We start from the raw sequence: 15,551 nt of genomic DNA, 5'->3' as shown, positions 1-15,551 counted from the left end.
CCAGGGCCAGCGCTGATCGTCCGATCGGCCGCCGTCCCGGACCCGGAACCCCTCCCCACAGATCGCCTGAGCAGCCATACATGATCCAGATCCCGTCCGACCTGAACCCGGGCCTCGTCCCCCTCGCCTTCCTCCTCGGTACCTGGGAGGGCGCGGGTGTCTTCGACTTCCCCGGTGAAGAGAAGTGCAACTTCGGCCAGGAAGTCGTCTTCAGCCACGACGGCCGGGACTTCCTGGAGTACACCTCCCACAGCTGGGTCCTCGACGCCGAGGGCAACAAGGTGCGGCCGCTGGAGTCCGAGTCCGGCTACTGGCGCATCGACAAGGACCGCAAGGTCGAGATCGTCATGGTCCGCGACCAGGGCGTCGTCGAGGTCTGGTACGGCGAGCTCGCCGACCAGAAGCCCCAGATCGACCTGGTCACGGACGCAGTCGCCCGGACCGCCGCCTCCGGCCCGTACAGCGGCGGCAAGCGGCTCTACGGCTACGTGAAGAGCGACCTGATGTGGGTCGGCGAGAAGGCCACCCCGGACGTCGAGCTGCGCCCGTACATGTCGGCCCAGCTCAAAAAGGTCGTCACCCCGGAGGAGGTCGCCGAGATGGCGCGCAACCTCCCGGACATGCCGGACGACGGCATCGCCTTCTTCCGCTGACGGACCGAGCGGGAACGGGGACCGCGGGCTCGGCCCGCGGTCCCCTTCGCGCGCTTACACTGGCCGGGTGGGGAGCATCGGAGACACCGAGAGTGCCGACTGGAAGACCGACCTGCGGCAGCGCGGATACCGGCTGACCCCGCAGCGCCAGCTCGTGCTGGAAGCCGTCGACAGCCTGGAGCACGCGACGCCGGACGAGATCCTCGCCCAGGTGCGCAAGACCGCCTCCGGGGTCAACATCTCCACCGTCTACCGCACGCTGGAGCTCCTGGAGGAGCTGAAGCTGGTCTCGCACGCCCACCTCGGGCACGGGGCCCCCACGTACCACCTCGCCGACCGGCACCACCACATCCACCTGGTCTGCCGCGAGTGCACCGATGTGATCGAGGCGGACGTGGACATCGCCGCCGAGTTCACCGCGAAGCTGCGCGCCACCTTCGGTTTCGAGACCGACATGAAGCACTTCGCGATCTTCGGACTCTGTAAGAAGTGCGCCGCCAAGCAGCAGGACGCCCCGTCGTAGGCTTGGTGGCATGACCAGCAGCCCCTTGCTCCATCTCCCCGGCGCCGTACCGGCCGAAGGCCGCGACGAGGGCGTCGCCGCCCACTACGGAGAGCTGTACGGCGAACAGCGCACGCTCGCCGACGGCCGCGGTTTCGTCGACCTCTCGCACCGCGGAGTCGTCACCGTCACCGGACCGGAGCGGCTGAGCTGGCTGCACCTGCTGCTCACCCAGCACCTGACGGAACTCCCGCCCGGGCAGGCCACCGAGGCGCTGATCCTCTCCGCCAACGGCCACATCGAGCACGCGCTCTACCTCGTCGACGACGGCGAGACCGTGTGGGCGCACGTGGAGCCCGGCACCCAGGAGGCGCTGATCGCCTACCTGGAGTCGATGAAGTTCTTCTACCGCGTCGAAATCGCCGACCGGACCGCGGACTTCGCCGTCGTCCACCTGCCGGCCGGTTCCATCGCCGAGCTCGCCAAGGAGCACCCCGTACGGGAGACCCCGTACGGCCGCGACGTCTTCCTGCCCCGCGCCGAGCTGGAGGCCTTCGCCGCCGCGCACGGCCCGGCCGCCGGGCTCCTGGCGTACGAGGCCCTGCGCGTGGAGGCGCACCGGCCGCGGGTCGGCCTGGAGACCGACCACCGCACCATCCCGCACGAGCTGGGCTGGATCGGCACCGCCGTGCACCTCCAGAAGGGCTGCTACCGCGGCCAGGAGACGGTGGCCCGCGTCCACAACCTGGGGAAGCCGCCCCGCCGGCTGGTCTTCCTGCACCTGGACGGCTCCGAGGTGCTCCTCCCGGGACACGGCACACCGATCCGGCTCGCCGCCGACGGGGAGGAGGGCCGCCAGCTGGGCTTCGTGACCACCGCGGTCCGCCACCACGAGCTCGGCCCGATCGCGCTCGCGCTGGTCAAGCGGAACGTGCCGGTCGACGCCCCGCTGCTGGCCGGGAAGACGGCCGCCGCGCAGGAGGTCGTCGTAGCGCCGTAGCGCCGTAGCGCCGTAGCCCCGTAGCCCCGTAGCGCCGTAGCGCCGTAGCGTCGCCGGGCTACATGTCGATGACGATGGTGAACGGGCCGTGGTTGGTGAGCGAGACCCGCATGTCCGCGCCGAACCGGCCCGTCTCCACCGTGGCCCCCAGCGCGCGCAGCTGCGCGACGACCTCGTCGACCAGCGGCTCGGCGACCTCGCCCGGCGCCGCCGCGTTCCAGGTGGGGCGCCGGCCCTTGCGGGCGTCCCCGTAGAGCGTGAACTGCGAGATCACCAGCAGCGGCGCGTTCACGTCGCTGCAGGACTTCTCCGCCTCCAGGATCCGTACGGACCACAGCTTGCGCGCCAGCTGCGCCGCCTTCTCCGGCGTGTCGTCGTGGGTCACCCCGACCAGCACGCACAGCCCCTCGCCGACGATCTCGCCCACGGTCTCGCCGGCCACGACGACGCTCGCGCCGTCCACCCTCTGCACCACTGCTCGCATACCACCTGTGTACCAGGCGTGCACCCATCAGGGGCCGATCGGGTGGCGTGGGACTGCACCGGCACCACGGAGAGTGGCACGATGCACGCAGGCGGTGCTTCCCTCCGGTCCCACGGGCCGGGGAGACCCCATGCACCGGTCGAGGGGACGGACCCGTTCACATGAATATTTCTGGTACCTCCGTACCTGCATCACCCGCGGCCACTCCGACGGGCGCGGTCAGACCACCCGCGCAGCGCACGGGCGGGGAGCAGGCGCCGACCACGCCCGCCACCGCGCTCGGGCTGCAGGAGCTGCGTACGCTGCGCCGCGACGCGCAGCGCGACGAGGCCGATCTGAGCTACGTACGCAGACTTCTCCAGGGCCGGATCGACATCCTGCGTGCCGAACTGGCCCGGCGCAGCGACCCGGAGGCACCGGTGACCCCGGAGCCGCCGGTGGTCGACCGGCTCTCGGAGATCCTTGCCGACGCGCCGTCCCGCCGCAGCGCCTCGGCCCGGCACGTCACGCTCTGCACCCCGCACAGGGAGGAGTTCCGGCTGCTGGCGGCGGAGATGCTCTCCGATGTGGAGCTGTCGGACCTGGCCGCCCGCACCGACGGCGAACTGCACGACGCGATGGGCCGGTTGGTGCGGTACGAGCAGCAGGTCTCGCGGCGGCGGCAGCAGCTGCAGCGCACGGCGGACGACTGCAGCGCGGAGATCACCCGGCGCTACCGGGAGGGTGAGGCGCAGGTGGACGACCTGCTGGTGTAGCCCGTCGGCCCGGGACCACCGGCCCGGGAGCGGGGCGTGGTCCGGGGCGCGGTCCGGCGCGGGTAATTCGGGCGACGGGGGCCGGGACGGCGATTAGCGTGGCCGGTTATGAGTGCTGACGTGCGGCCGATCGCCGAATCCGAACTCCCCGAGTGGCTCGGAGCCGTGAACACCGGCTTCCTGCGCCCCGACCGCGTCACCGAGTCCGACATAGCCCAGCGCGCCAAGCACGGCGACCTCGGCCGCACGCTGGGCGCCTTCGACGCCTCCACCGGTCGCTGCGTGGCCACCTTCCGGTCCTTCGCCCAGGAGCTGACCGTCCCGGGCGGGGCGACCGTGGCCGCGAGCGCCGTCACCAACGTCGCCGTACTGCCCACGCACCGCCGGCGCGGTCTGCTGACCCGGATGATGGCCACCGAGCTGGCGGCCGCGCAGGCGCGCGGCGACGTCGTGTCCACGCTGATCGCCGCCGAGTACCCGATCTACGGGCGGTACGGGTACGGGCCGGCCGCCTCGATCGCCGAGTGGGAGATCGACGTGAGCCGCACGGGGCTCGACCCGCGCTGGTCCGGGCCCGCGGACGGCGGCCGGATCGAGCTGGTCGACGCCGCCGAGGCGCGCACGATCGGCCCCGGGCTGCACGAGCGGCTGCGGGCGGTCTCGCCCGGCACGGTCGACCGGAACGCGCGCTGGTGGAGCCTGGCCACCGGGCTGGAGGAGGTGTCCTCCCGCCCGTACAAGGACAAGTTCCACGCCGTGTACCGGACGGCGGAGGGCGAGCCGGCCGGCCTCGCCGTGTACGCGTCCGACGCGCACTGGACGGACGCGAAGGTCCCGCTCAACACCGTGCAGGTCAAGGACCTGATCGCGGTCACGCCGCAGGCGCAGCGCGTGCTGTGGCACTTCCTGTGCTCGATCGACTGGGTGCTGAAGGTGCGCACCGGCTTCCGCGCCCCTGACGACCTCGTCGCCCAGTTGCTGCCCGACCCGCGTGCGGCCGCGATCGTGACGGCCTCGGACTTCCTGTGGGTGCGCGTGCTGGACGTCGTACGGGCGCTGGGCGCGCGGACGTACGCCGTGCCCGGGGTGCTCGTACTGGAGGTGACGGATCCGGCGGGTCCGGCCGCCGGGCGCTACCGTCTGGACGCGGGCACGGGGGAGTGCACGACCACGGAGGAGCCGGCTGACCTGCGGCTCGACGCGTCGGCGCTGGGCTCCCTGTACCTCGGTGACGAGTCGGCGGTGCGGCTCGGCGCGCTCGGGCGGATCGTGCAGGAGCGGCCGGGGGCGCTGGCGCTCGCGGACGCGGTGTTCCGCACGGCGCGCCGCCCGTGGTGCCCGGACGTCTTCTGAGAGCGATGGAACCAATGACTTCGATTGTGGAAACCCTGCGGGCGGCGGGCTGCGTCTTCGCGGAGGAGGAGGCGGAGCTGCTGACGGCCGCCGCCGAGGACGACGGGCACCTGGCGGACCTGGTGGCCCGGCGGGCCGGCGGCGAACCGCTGGAACACGTCGTCGGCTGGGCGGAGTTCTGCGGGCTGCGCATGCGCGTGGGCGAGGGGGCCTTCGTACCGCGCCGGCGCACCGAGTTCCTGGTGCAGGAGGCCGTGGCCCTGGGCCGGCCGGACGCCGTCGTACTGGACCTGTGCTGCGGGGTCGGCGCGCTGGGCGCGGCGGTGACGGCGCAGCTGGGCCCCCGGGTGGAACTGCACGCGGCGGACATCGACCCGGCGGCGCTGGCGTACGCGCGGCTGAACGTGGCCCCGTACGGCGGGCAGGTCCATGAGGGCGACCTGTACGCGGCGCTGCCGCACTCGCTGCGCGGGCGGGTGGACCTGCTGCTGGTCAACGCCCCGTACGTGCCGACGGAGGAGATCGGGCTGCTCCCGGCGGAGGCCCGCGACCACGAGCCGCTGGCCTCCCTGGACGGCGGCCCGGACGGCCTGGACATCCACCGCCGGGTCGCGGCGGGGGCCCTGCCGTGGCTGGCCCCGGGCGGTCGCCTGCTGATCGAGACGAGCGCCCGCCAGTCCCCCCGTACGGCCTCGGCCCTCTCGGCGGCGGGCCTGGCGGTCCGCGCCACCACGTCGCAGGACCTGCACGCGACGCTGGCGATCGGCACCCGCGCGGCCTAGGGGGTGGTGAGGGCCCGGGCGAGGGGCTGCCCGGTCCTGCGGGCCCGCTCCGTCCGCTCCCGGACCTCGCGCAGGGTGCGCGGCCGGTGGCCGGGCCCGCAGCCGCAGCAGGCCCGCCGGAAGTCGACCCCGGCGGCCAACGCGGCGGCGGGGCGAGCGAGTTGACGGGGACCATCGCCGGTGCGGTCATGGCACGGGCTCCCGCCGGCGGCGCTGTCGCCGTACGCTGGCGGGGTGACGCTTGAGGACCTCGTACGGCTGCGCCGGGCCCGGGACATGATGGACCGCGAGTACGCGCGCCCCCTCGACGTGGCCGAGCTGGCGCGCGTGGCCCTGATGTCGCCGGGGCACTTCTCCCGCAGCTTCCGGGCCGCCTTCGGCGAGACCCCGTACAGCTACCTGATGACGCGCCGCGTCGAACGGGCCAAGGCGCTGCTGCGGCGGGGCGACCTGAGCGTGACGGAGGTCTGCTTCGAGGTCGGCTGTACCTCGCTGGGATCGTTCAGCTCCCGCTTCACCGAACTGGTCGGCGAGAGCCCGAGCGCGTACCGGGCCCGCAGCCACGAACCGGGCGCGGCCATTCCGGCGTGCATCGCCAAGATCCTCACGCGGCCGGTCAGGAACGGCCCGGCCGAGAGCGGCCCGGAAGCGGAATCCGCCTCCCGCGCTTAGCGTCGGTGGCATGGAAATCAAGCTGTCCCAGTGCTTCATCGCGGTCGACGACCACGAGAAGGCGCTCGCCTTCTACCGCGACGCCCTCGGCCTGGAGGTGCGCAACGACGTGGCGTTCGAGGGGATGCGCTGGGTGACCGTCGGCTCGCCCGCGCAGCCGGACGTGGAGATCGTCCTCGAACCGCCGGCCGCCAACCCGAACGCCGCGCCCGCCGACAAGCGGGCGATGGCGGAACTGCTGGCCAAGGGCATGCTGCGCGGCGTGATCTTCTCCACCGACGACGTCGACGCCGCCTTCGAACGCATCCGGGCCGCCGGCGGCGAGGTCCTCCAGGAGCCGGCCGACCAGCCGTACGGCGTCCGCGACTGCGCCTTCCGCGACCCGGCCGGCAACATGCTCCGCTTCAACCAGCCCCGCGCCCGTGGGTGATTTTGCAAGCAGGTGCTTGCAATAGTTAGCAGAGTCGGGCAGGATCGGGGCATGGCATCGCTCAACGTCGGAAATCTCGGCGAATACCTCCGCGAGCAGCGGCGGCAGGCCCAGCTTTCGCTGCGGCAGCTGGCCGATGCGGCGGGGGTGTCGAATCCGTACCTGAGCCAGATCGAGCGCGGGCTGCGCAAGCCGAGCGCGGACATCCTCCAGCAGCTGGCCAAGGCGCTGCGGATCTCCGCGGAGACGCTGTACGTGCAGGCCGGGATCCTCGACGAGCGCGATCGCGACGAGGTCGAGACGCGGGCCGTCATACTCGGCGACCCGTCCATCAACGAGCGGCAGAAGCAGGTGCTGCTCCAGATCTACGACTCGTTCCGCAAGGAGAACGCGGCCGAGGCCGACCTGGCCGATCCGTCCGACCCGTCCGGCGGGGACGACGCGATGCACCCTACGAACTGAACTGTGATCCGGGAGGACCAGCCACCATGGCCATCGCCGATGACCTGAAGAAGACCCTCACCGACCCGACGCCGCTCTACTTCGCCGCCGGCACCGCCGACCTCGCGGTGCAGCAGGCCAAGAAGGTGCCCGGGCTCATCGAGCAGCTGCGCGCCGAGGCCCCCGCGCGCATCGAGGCCGTGAAGAACACCGACCCGAAGATCGTGCAGGACAAGGCGCGCGAGGCGCAGGAGGCGGTCGCCGCCAAGTTCGCCGAGGTGCTGACCGCGATCGACCCGAAGAAGCTCGGGGAGAGCGCGCAGGACCTGGCGCTGCGCGGGGTCGGCGTGGCCGCCGAGTACGCGGTGCGCGCCAAGGAGACGTACGACAAGGTCGCCGAGCACGGCGAGCAGGCCGTACGGACGTGGCGCGGCGAGGTCTCCGAGGAGATCGTCGACATCGCGGTCGCCGTCGAGCCCAAGCAGGAGCGGCAGCCGGAGCAGGAGGCCGCGCAGGAGCCCGCCGTCGCCGACTTCTCGGCCGATGAGAAGCCCGCCGCCCGGCGGAGCGCGGCGCGCAAGAACAACGTGAAGAAGGCCGCCGTCGTCGCCGGCGACGAGAGCTGAAACCGTGACGGCGGGCCGGGCACCAGTACGGTGTCCGGCCCGTTGTTGTTTGCGAAGGCCGCTCTGCCGGTAGCGTGGAGGCAGGCGGCATCAGGCGTGCAAGCGTGAGAAGGCGGTCAGGCGATGTTGATGAACGGGTTCGATAACGGAGTGCTTCCGTTGCTCGGGTTCGCCATGCTGGCGCTCGCCGTCGTGGCCTTCGTCTTCGCGCTGCTGGCGCGTGAGGACGCGTACCGCGCCGCCGACAAGCAGAGCAAGACGTTCTGGCTGGTCATCCTCGGGGTCACCGTGCTGGTGGACTTCTTCCTGGGGATGTTGTTCCTGGAGATCGCCGGCCTCGTGGCCACCATCGTGTTCTTCGTCGACGTACGTCCCGCCCTCAAGCAGGTCTCGGGCGGTGGCCGGGGTGGCCGGCGCAGCGGTGGGAGCAGCAGCGACGGTCCGTACGGCCCGTACAACGGCGGGCGCTGACCCCGTCAGGATTCGTTGCGCGAGAGCAGGACCACGGCCACGTCGTCGGTGAGCTCGCCGCCGTTGAGGCGCCGGGCCTCGGTGACGGAGGCCTCCAGCAGGCCCTCGCCGCTCAGGCCGCGGTCGAGGTGCCGGTTGATCATCTCGACCATCCCGTCCTGCCCCAGCCGCTCCTTGCCCTCGCCGATGCGGCCCTCGATCAGGCCGTCGGTGTAGAGCATCAGGCTCCAGGTGCCGCCCAGCTCGACCTGGCGGCGCGGCCAGCGGGCCTTGGGCAGCAGGCCGAGCGCCGGGCCGCTGTTCTCGTACGGGAGGAGCTGCGCGCGGCGGCCCGGCCGGGATATCAGCGGGGCCGGATGGCCCGCCAGGCACAGGCCGGCGCGGCGGCCGTCGGGAGAGATGTCGACCGTGCACAGGGTCGCGAAGATCTCGTCGCCGGGGCGCTCCACCTCCAGGACCTCCTGGAGGGTCGACAGCAGGTCGTCGCCGCAGAGGCCGGCCAGGGTCAGGGCGCGCCAGGCGATGCGCAGCTCGACGCCGAGGGCGGCCTCGTCGGGGCCGTGACCGCAGACGTCGCCGATCATGGCGTGGACGGTGCCGTCGGGGGTGCGGACGGTGTCGTAGAAGTCCCCGCCGAGGAGGGCGCGGCTGCGGCCGGGGCGGTAGCGGGCGGCGAAGCGGAGATCGGAGCCTTCGAGGAGGGGGTTGGGGAGCAGGCCCCGCTCCAGGCGGGCGTTCTCCTGGGCCCGAAGTTTCGATTCTGCGAGCTTGTACTGGGCGATGTCCGCGCGCTTTCTCTCCACGGCGTAGCGGATCGCCCGGCTCAGCAGGCGGCCGTCGAGCTCGTCGCGGAAGAGGAAGTCCTGCGCGCCGACCCGTACGGCCTCGGCGGCGCGCTCGGCGTCGGCCTCGGCGGTGAGGACGAGGACGGCGTGGCGGGGCGCGATCCGGAGCACCTCGCGGAGGGTGTCCAACTGGTCGACGACGACGGCGGTGCGCGCGCCGCCCGCCGTCGTGGATCCGGTGGCGGGGAGGGAGAGGTCGAGCAGGATGCAGTGCACGTCGTGGGTGAGCAGGCGTGCGGCCTCGGTGAGGTTGCGGGCGGTGCGGAGACGGATGCGGTGCCGGTCGGCGTCGAGGATCTCGGGGACGGTGAGCCCGCCCGCGGGGTCGTCCTCGATCACCAGCAGGGTCAGTGACGCCTGGGGTGCGGTGGCGTGCGCGGCCGGCGGCGGGGTTGCCTGTGGGATCGCCTGCGGGATTGCCTGAGCACTCTCCGTGGCGGGGGTGTCCCTCTGCCGCGGTACGGGTACGGCCATCGTCTCCGGTTCCTTCCCTCCCCCCGAGGGTGCGTCCGGCAGACCTTAGCGGGCGGTGGCCGGGGAGCGGAATGGCGTTCTGGGCCAGGGCCGCTGTCATATGCCGCTATCGCGGGGGAAAGTCCGCCTCACTGGGTGCCCACTGAATGAGAAACGTCACGGCGTCCGTGATCGCAGTCCCGACCAACGAGACGCAACCCGCCCCTCCGGGGTTCCCTCACCGCGGGGCCGAGCCCGTGCTCCGGAGCCGCGCCCCGGCGGGCGGGGCTCCGGGCCCCTTACGGCCGCGGGCAGCGGTTACGCGTCGGGGCGGACCACTGCCTTGATCGGCATCGAGCCGGCTCCGGCCAGGGTGACGTTGCGGCCCGGGCGGGGGGCGTGGATCATCGCGCCGTCGCCGACATACATCCCGACGTGGCTCGCGTCGTCGAAGTAGATGATCAGGTCACCCGGCCGCATGTCCTTGATCGCGACCTTCGGCAGCAGCCGCAGCTGCTCCTGCGAGGTGCGCGGGATGCCCTTGCCCGCCGCCCGCCAGGCCTGCGAGGTGAGGCCGGAGCAGTCGAACGAGTCCGGGCCCTCGGCGCCCCACACGTACGGCTTGCCCATCTGCGCCGTGGCGTACTGGAGCGCCTTCTTCCCCGACTCCGACGCCGAGCTGTTGATCTCCTTCAGCACGCCCGTCGAGAGCCACGCCGTCTGGGCCTTGTACTGGGCTTCCTGCTCCAGCTGGATCAGCCGGGCCTTCTCCTCGGCCTCCAGCTTGCTCTCCAGCGACTCGGCCGATTTGATCTTCTCCTCGATCTGTTTCTTCGAGGCCTCCTGCTTGATCCGGTTGGCTTCGAGCTTGTCCCACTGCGCGCTCGCGTCCTTCGCGTACTGCTGCAAGTCGCTCTGCGTGCGGTTCATTTCGGACAGCAGGACCGTGGTCGCCTTCTCGCCCTGGCGGATCCGGTCCGCCCCGTCGAGGAACTGGCTCGGGCTGTTGCTCAGCGCCAGTTGGGCGCCGGCCGGCATCCCGCCCGAGCGGTACTGGGCGCGCGCGGCGGCCCCCGCGCGGTTCTTCAGCGCCGTGATCCGGTCCTGGCCGGCCACCACCTGCTTCGCGATCTCGACGATCTTGGCGGACTGCGCCTTGGCCTCGCTCTCCGCGAGGTTGTACGCGTCCGTCGCCGTGCCCGCCTGGCGGTACAGCTCGTCGATCTCCTGGCGCACCCGCTCAAGGGACTTGGCGCCGGGCTCGGGCATCGGCGCCGCCTGGGCCACGCCCGTCATGGCCGACACCGCCAGCAGCGCCGTCGCACACAGCAGCGTGAGAGCGGACGCGCCCCTCCATCGCCTGCGCTCCACGGTCCCCATGGTCCCCCCAAGGTGCCCCGAGTCGGATCCGGTATCAGATCTGACTATTCGTCAGTAACTTTGCCCTGCCTTGGGGATGGTGCCACGAGTGGGTGAATTCCAACACCCTCGCGGATGTCGTCCCGATCTTGGCTCTTGTCCTGGCTCGGCCACGGCTACCGGCCCCGGCTACCGGCCCCGGCTATCGGCCGCGGCCCCGCCCAGTCCCCCACACCCATCCCCGACGACTCAACGGGCCACTTCGGCAACCGGTTCCCCGCCCCGCCACATTCACCCCGCCGGGCGCAACGCCTCCCAGCGCACCGTCAGTTCCCCCTGCCGCCACCGCCCCGGCCCGTCCGCCAGCGGCCAGTCCGCGGCCAGCGCCCGCGCCGTCCGGATCCAGCGCTGGCGCGCGCCGTACGAGGCGTACGGGGCCGCCGCCGCCCACGCGCGGTCGAAGTCGCGCAGGAACGCGTGCACCGGCTCCCCCGGCACATTGCGGTGGATGAGCGCCTTCGGCAGCCGCTCCGCCAGATCCGAGGGGCGCTCCAGGGAGCCCAGCCGGGTCGCGAACGTCACCGTGCGGGCCCCCTCGGGCCCCAACGCGACCCACACGTGGCGGCGTCCGATCTCGTCACAGGTGCCCTCGACGAGCAGCCCGTCCGGGGTCAGCCGGGCGCACAGCCGCTCCCACACCGCCGCCACCTGCTCCTCGTCGTACTGGCGCAGTACGTTCGCCGCGCGGATCAGCGTCGGCCGGGCCCCGCCCTCCAGCGGCACCTCGAACCCGCCGTGCCGGAAGCTCAGCCCCTCCCGCTCGTACGGCTTCGCCCCCGCGACCCGCGCCGGCTCGATCTCGATGCCGACCACCCGTACCCGCGGCGCCGCCTCCCGCAGCCGGGCCAGCAGCTCCACCGCCGTCCACGGCGCGGCCCCGTAGCCGAGGTCCACCGCGACCGGGGCCTCCGAGCGCCGCAGCACCGGCCCGTGCGTGGCCGCGATCCAGCGGTCCATCCGGCGCAGCCGGTTCGGATTCGTCGTCCCGCGCGTCACCGTGCCCACGGGGCGGCGCGGGGGCGGGGCGGCGGAGCGGGAGGACATGCGCCGAGCGTAAGCGGAGGCCGCCCACCTGACGGAATCCGCCCCCGGGCAGGCCCTCGACGCAAACGCCGAGGAAAAAGGCGCGCTCCCCCGGAATGCGGGACGCGGCCATCCGGGTTGCACTCCTTGAAGGGCGCCCCGTGCGCTCCTTCCGTCATGCCCTGCACGTGCCCTGTCCGCGTCCCGCCGGTGGTCCGCCCCTCCCACCGCGCGCCGTCCGAGTGTCGTCCGAGCGAGAGGAACTGCTCCCTTGAGCCAGTACGTGTCCCGCCTCGGCGGCAGCATCGGCGGCCGCATCGCCGCCGCCCGCGGCACCCGCCACGACCCGCCGCGGCTGCGCCTGCCGGCCGTCGGCCACCATCGCAAGCCGCGCCGCGTCGCCATGCTCAGCGTGCACACCTCACCGCTGCACCAGCCGGGCACCGGCGACGCCGGCGGCATGAACGTGTACATCGTGGAGCTGGCCAAGCGCCTCGCCGCGATCAACATCGAGGTCGAGATCTTCACCCGCGCCAGCGAGGGCGGCCTGCCGCCCGTGGTCGAGCTGACCCCCGGGGTCCTCGTACGGCACGTGGACGCGGGCCCGTACGAAGGCCTCGCCAAGGAGGAGCTCCCGGCCCAGCTGTGCGCCTTCACCCACGGCGTCATGCAGGCCTGGGCCGGCCACCGGCCCGGCTACTACGACCTCGTCCACTCCCACTACTGGCTCTCCGGCCACGTCGGCTGGCTCGCCGCCGAGCGCTGGGGCGTCCCCCTCGTCCACGCCATGCACACCATGGCCAAGGTCAAGAACGCCGCGCTCGCCTCGGGCGACACGCCCGAGCCCGCCGCCCGCGTCATCGGCGAGACCCAGATCGTGGCCGCCGCCGACCGGCTCATCGCGAACACCACCGAAGAGGCCGACGAACTCGTCCGGCACTACGAGGCCGACCCCGGCAAGGTGGCCGTCGTCCACCCCGGCGTGAACCTCGACCGCTTCACCGTCGGCGACGGCCGGGCCGCCGCCCGCGCCCGCCTCGGCCTGCCGCAGGACGCCGTCATCCCGCTCTTCGCCGGCCGGATCCAGCCGCTCAAGGCCCCCGACATCCTGCTGCGCGCGGTCGCCGAGCTCGTCGACCGCGACCCCTCGCTGCGCCGGAGCCTCTTCGTCCCGGTCGTCGGCGGGCCCAGCGGCAGCGGGCTCGCCAAGCCGGAGGGGCTCCAGAAGCTCGCCGCGAAGCTCGGCATCGCCGACATCGTCCACTTCCACCCGCCGGTCCGCCAGGACGCGCTCGCCGACTGGTTCCGGGCGGCGTCCGTGCTGGTCATGCCCTCGTACAGCGAGTCCTTCGGGCTCGTCGCGATCGAGGCCCAGGCCACCGGCACCCCGGTACTGGCCGCCGAGGTCGGTGGGCTGCCGGTCGCCGTCAACGACGGCGTGACGGGGATCCTCGTACCCGGGCACGACCCGGTGGACTACGCGCGCGAGCTGCGGCGCTTCGTCGACGAGCCGGGGCTCGCGGACCGGATGGGCGCCGAGGCCGCGCGGCACGCGCAGTTCTTCGGCTGGGACACGGCGGCGAGCGGCACGGCGGACGTGTACACCGCGGCGATGCATGATCACCGCCGTCGCGTACGCTCCCACCATGGCTGACACCGCCGCGATCATCGAGAGCACGCTGACCGAGGCCGGACTGGGCTGGGAGAGCCCCGAGCCCGGTTCGTACGTCGTCCAGCTCCCCGGCACGCGCAAGCTGTCCACCACCTGCTCGCTCCGGGCCGGTCGGCACTCGCTGTCGGTCAACGCGTTCGTGATCCGCCACCCGGACGAGAACGAGGCGGGCGTCCACCGCTGGCTACTGGAACGCAACCTCAAGCTGTACGGGATGGCCTACGCGGTCGATCCGCTCGGCGACATCTACCTGACGGCCCGGCTCCCGCTGTCGGTCGTCACCCCGGAGGACCTGGACCGGCTGCTCGGCACGGTCCTGGAGGCGGCGGACGGCGCGTTCAACACGCTGCTGGAGCTGGGCTTCGCGAGCGCGATCCGGCGCGAGTACGAGTGGCGCGTCTCGCGCGGCGAGCCGACCCGCAACCTGGACGCCTTCAAGCACCTGACGCAGCCTTCGCGGACGTCTTCCTAGGCCTCGACGACGGCCGGGGCCGGGGCCGGGACGGTCGGCGCGGCAGACGGTGCGGGTGTCGGTGTCGGTGCCGGTGTCGATGCCAGTGCCGTGACCACGGACCCGGGCTCGCCCTCCGCCAGTCTCCGCATCAGCAGCCAGTAGCCCACCGCCGCCACCGTGCCCAGCAGCGCCACGGACGCCCAGAGCCAGCCCGCCCCCCACCGGTCGATCATGAATCCGGCCATCAGCGGAGCCACCAGCGAGGCCACCGCCCAGGACATCGTGTACATGCCCTGGTAGCGGCCGCGCCCGTGCACCGGGGAGAGCCGGGCGACCAGGCCCATCTGGGTCGGGGAGTTGACGATCTCGGCCAGCGTCCACACGCAGACCGTCAGCCCCAGGCTCCACACCGACCCGGCGAAGGCCGTCAGCCCGAAGCCGTACCCGGCCAGCAGTGCCGAGAGCACCAGCAGCTTCTGCGGGTCGCCCTTCTCCAGGAACCGGGTGACCGGGATCTGCAGCAGCACGATCAGCACCCCGTTGACGGCGATGACCAGACCGTAGTCCCCGGCGGAGAAGCCGCCCGTGCCCATCGCCAGCGGCAGCCCGAACGAGCCCTGCGTGAAGATCAGCGAGATCAGGAACGACAGCCCGACCACGCCCATGAAGCGCCCGTCCCGCAGCACCGTCCCGAGCCCGATCTCCGGCTCCGCGGCCGCCTGCTCCGCGGCGGTCCGCTCCGGCCGCGACTCCGGCAGCTTCACGTACACGAGGACCGCGCAGACCAGCGTCAGCGCCGCCTCGCCGAGGAACCCGGCCAGGTAGCTGTACTCGGCGACGAAGCCCGCCGCCGTCGCCGAGACGGCGAAGCCGAGGTTGATCGCCCAGTAGTTCAGCGCGAAGGCGCGGACCCGGTCCTCCGGCCGCACGATGTCCGCCATCATCGCCTGCACCGCCGGGCGCGAGGCGTTCGAGGTCATGCCGACTAGCAGTGCCACCGCCGCGATCGAGGCCGGGCGCTCCATGAAGCCGAGCAGCGCCACCGAGAACGCCGTCGAGGCCTGGGCCGCCAGCAGCGTGGGGCGTCGGCCGAGGCGGTCGGTCATCACGCCCGCGCCGAGCGAGGAGACGACCCCGCCGAGCCCGTGCAGGGCCACCACCAGTCCCGCGAAGGAGGCCGAATAGCCCCGGTCCACGGTCAGGTACAAGGTCATGAAAGTGGCGACGAAGGCCCCGAGCCTGTTCACCAGGGTGCTGGTCCACAGCCACCAGAACTCGCGGGGGAGGCCGGCCACGCTCTCACGCGCCGCCCGTCTGAGACTGGCAACGGACATGACGGATTCCCCCCGGTGATGTAAGCGTCTCTACTGCTCACCGCACCCTACGGGCGGGGGGTTCGCGAGGGCCACCGGATTGACGCGCACCGTCAATCCGCGGCGGATCCGCCGCCGATCCGGCCGCCGATCCGCGGCCGTGGACGCGCGCGCGAGCGCTCCCGCACGTCCATTAGGCTCGT

Annotated in this window: 18 protein-coding genes; 13 read left to right on the top strand and 5 right to left on the bottom strand. The window is 72.6% G+C overall.

Translation table 11 applies throughout. The annotated features are described in order from the left end of the window. The first annotated feature begins 80 nt into the window (after positions 1-80). The 3 genes from ACIQU4_RS14525 (at position 81) to ACIQU4_RS14515 (ending at position 2,155) form a co-directional block, all read left to right on the top strand. Positions 81-653, top strand: a complete 573-nt coding sequence (locus ACIQU4_RS14525) for an FABP family protein (protein WP_030157076.1) — start codon at positions 81-83, stop codon at positions 651-653. 67 nt (positions 654-720) lie between these two features. After that, positions 721-1,176 (top strand): Fur family transcriptional regulator, encoded by a 456-nt coding sequence (locus ACIQU4_RS14520; protein WP_403729448.1) that lies wholly within the window; start codon positions 721-723, stop codon positions 1,174-1,176. Positions 1,177-1,186: 10 nt separating this feature from the next. Next, entirely contained in the window at positions 1,187-2,155 is a 969-nt protein-coding gene (locus ACIQU4_RS14515; RefSeq protein WP_403729446.1) for a YgfZ/GcvT domain-containing protein, read from the top strand. 58 nt (positions 2,156-2,213) lie between these two features. Here ACIQU4_RS14515 and dtd read toward each other — a convergent pair whose 3' ends face one another. After that, the gene (gene dtd / locus ACIQU4_RS14510; RefSeq protein WP_403729443.1) at positions 2,214-2,639 is read right to left on the bottom strand and encodes a D-aminoacyl-tRNA deacylase; all 426 of its coding nucleotides are present in this window, start codon (positions 2,637-2,639) and stop codon (positions 2,214-2,216) included. Positions 2,640-2,800: 161 nt separating this feature from the next. Here dtd and ACIQU4_RS14505 point away from each other — a divergent pair, with 161 nt between their 5' ends. From ACIQU4_RS14505 to ACIQU4_RS14470, 8 genes are all read left to right on the top strand, one after another. After that, on the top strand, positions 2,801-3,394 hold the full coding sequence (locus ACIQU4_RS14505; RefSeq protein ID WP_403729440.1) for an AmfC protein: 594 nt from the start codon (positions 2,801-2,803) through the stop codon (positions 3,392-3,394). Positions 3,395-3,502: 108 nt separating this feature from the next. Then, positions 3,503-4,747 carry a GNAT family N-acetyltransferase gene (locus ACIQU4_RS14500; protein WP_403729438.1) on the top strand — a complete coding sequence of 415 codons (1,245 nt, stop codon included), beginning with the start codon at positions 3,503-3,505 and terminating at the stop codon, positions 4,745-4,747. Between the two features lie 5 nt (positions 4,748-4,752). Beyond that, positions 4,753-5,529 carry a putative protein N(5)-glutamine methyltransferase gene (locus tag ACIQU4_RS14495; protein ID WP_403729435.1) on the top strand — a complete coding sequence of 259 codons (777 nt, stop codon included), beginning with the start codon at positions 4,753-4,755 and terminating at the stop codon, positions 5,527-5,529. 234 nt (positions 5,530-5,763) lie between these two features. Continuing rightward, positions 5,764-6,201, top strand: coding sequence for a helix-turn-helix domain-containing protein (locus ACIQU4_RS14490; RefSeq protein ID WP_403729432.1), 438 nt, complete (start codon positions 5,764-5,766; stop codon positions 6,199-6,201). Positions 6,202-6,211: 10 nt separating this feature from the next. After that, complete coding sequence (locus ACIQU4_RS14485; protein WP_030157063.1) at positions 6,212-6,631, top strand: VOC family protein; 420 nt, start codon at positions 6,212-6,214, stop codon at positions 6,629-6,631. 51 nt (positions 6,632-6,682) lie between these two features. Further along, positions 6,683-7,093, top strand: a complete 411-nt coding sequence (locus ACIQU4_RS14480) for a helix-turn-helix domain-containing protein (protein WP_403729426.1) — start codon at positions 6,683-6,685, stop codon at positions 7,091-7,093. A 26-nt stretch (positions 7,094-7,119) separates the two neighbouring features. Next, the gene (locus ACIQU4_RS14475) at positions 7,120-7,698 is read left to right on the top strand and encodes a hypothetical protein (protein WP_403729424.1); all 579 of its coding nucleotides are present in this window, start codon (positions 7,120-7,122) and stop codon (positions 7,696-7,698) included. A gap of 123 nt (positions 7,699-7,821) precedes the next feature. Beyond that, positions 7,822-8,169: a DUF2516 family protein gene (locus ACIQU4_RS14470; RefSeq protein ID WP_366100734.1), complete on the top strand. Its 348-nt coding sequence runs from the start codon at positions 7,822-7,824 to the stop codon at positions 8,167-8,169. Positions 8,170-8,174: 5 nt separating this feature from the next. Here the strand turns inward: ACIQU4_RS14470 and ACIQU4_RS14465 are convergent, their stop codons facing one another. From ACIQU4_RS14465 to ACIQU4_RS14455, 3 genes are all read right to left on the bottom strand, one after another. Further along, complete coding sequence (locus ACIQU4_RS14465) at positions 8,175-9,488, bottom strand: PP2C family protein-serine/threonine phosphatase (protein ID WP_403729421.1); 1,314 nt, start codon at positions 9,486-9,488, stop codon at positions 8,175-8,177. A gap of 297 nt (positions 9,489-9,785) precedes the next feature. Beyond that, complete coding sequence (locus tag ACIQU4_RS14460) at positions 9,786-10,847, bottom strand: NlpC/P60 family protein (protein ID WP_403729418.1); 1,062 nt, start codon at positions 10,845-10,847, stop codon at positions 9,786-9,788. A gap of 270 nt (positions 10,848-11,117) precedes the next feature. After that, on the bottom strand, positions 11,118-11,930 hold the full coding sequence (locus tag ACIQU4_RS14455; RefSeq protein ID WP_403729416.1) for a class I SAM-dependent methyltransferase: 813 nt from the start codon (positions 11,928-11,930) through the stop codon (positions 11,118-11,120). Positions 11,931-12,180: 250 nt separating this feature from the next. Between ACIQU4_RS14455 and mshA the strand changes: the two genes are divergently transcribed. Beyond that, positions 12,181-13,563, top strand: coding sequence for a D-inositol-3-phosphate glycosyltransferase (mshA, locus tag ACIQU4_RS14450; protein ID WP_403729413.1), 1,383 nt, complete (start codon positions 12,181-12,183; stop codon positions 13,561-13,563). Then, positions 13,556-14,053: a YbjN domain-containing protein gene (locus tag ACIQU4_RS14445; protein WP_030157055.1), complete on the top strand. Its 498-nt coding sequence runs from the start codon at positions 13,556-13,558 to the stop codon at positions 14,051-14,053. The genes mshA and ACIQU4_RS14445 overlap by 8 nt, the downstream gene beginning before the upstream one ends. Here the strand turns inward: ACIQU4_RS14445 and ACIQU4_RS14440 are convergent. After that, on the bottom strand, positions 14,050-15,369 hold the full coding sequence (locus tag ACIQU4_RS14440) for an MDR family MFS transporter (protein ID WP_403729410.1): 1,320 nt from the start codon (positions 15,367-15,369) through the stop codon (positions 14,050-14,052). The two genes, ACIQU4_RS14445 and ACIQU4_RS14440, sit on opposite strands and share 4 nt — an antisense overlap. Positions 15,370-15,551: the final 182 nt, after the last annotated feature.

It is taken from the genome of Streptomyces sp. NPDC090741, assembly GCF_044769045.1.
Classification (GTDB): Bacteria; Actinomycetota; Actinomycetes; order Streptomycetales; family Streptomycetaceae; genus Streptomyces.
The sequence above is the reverse complement of the archived record's forward strand: the minus strand, read 5'-3'. Positions and strand labels throughout refer to the sequence as shown.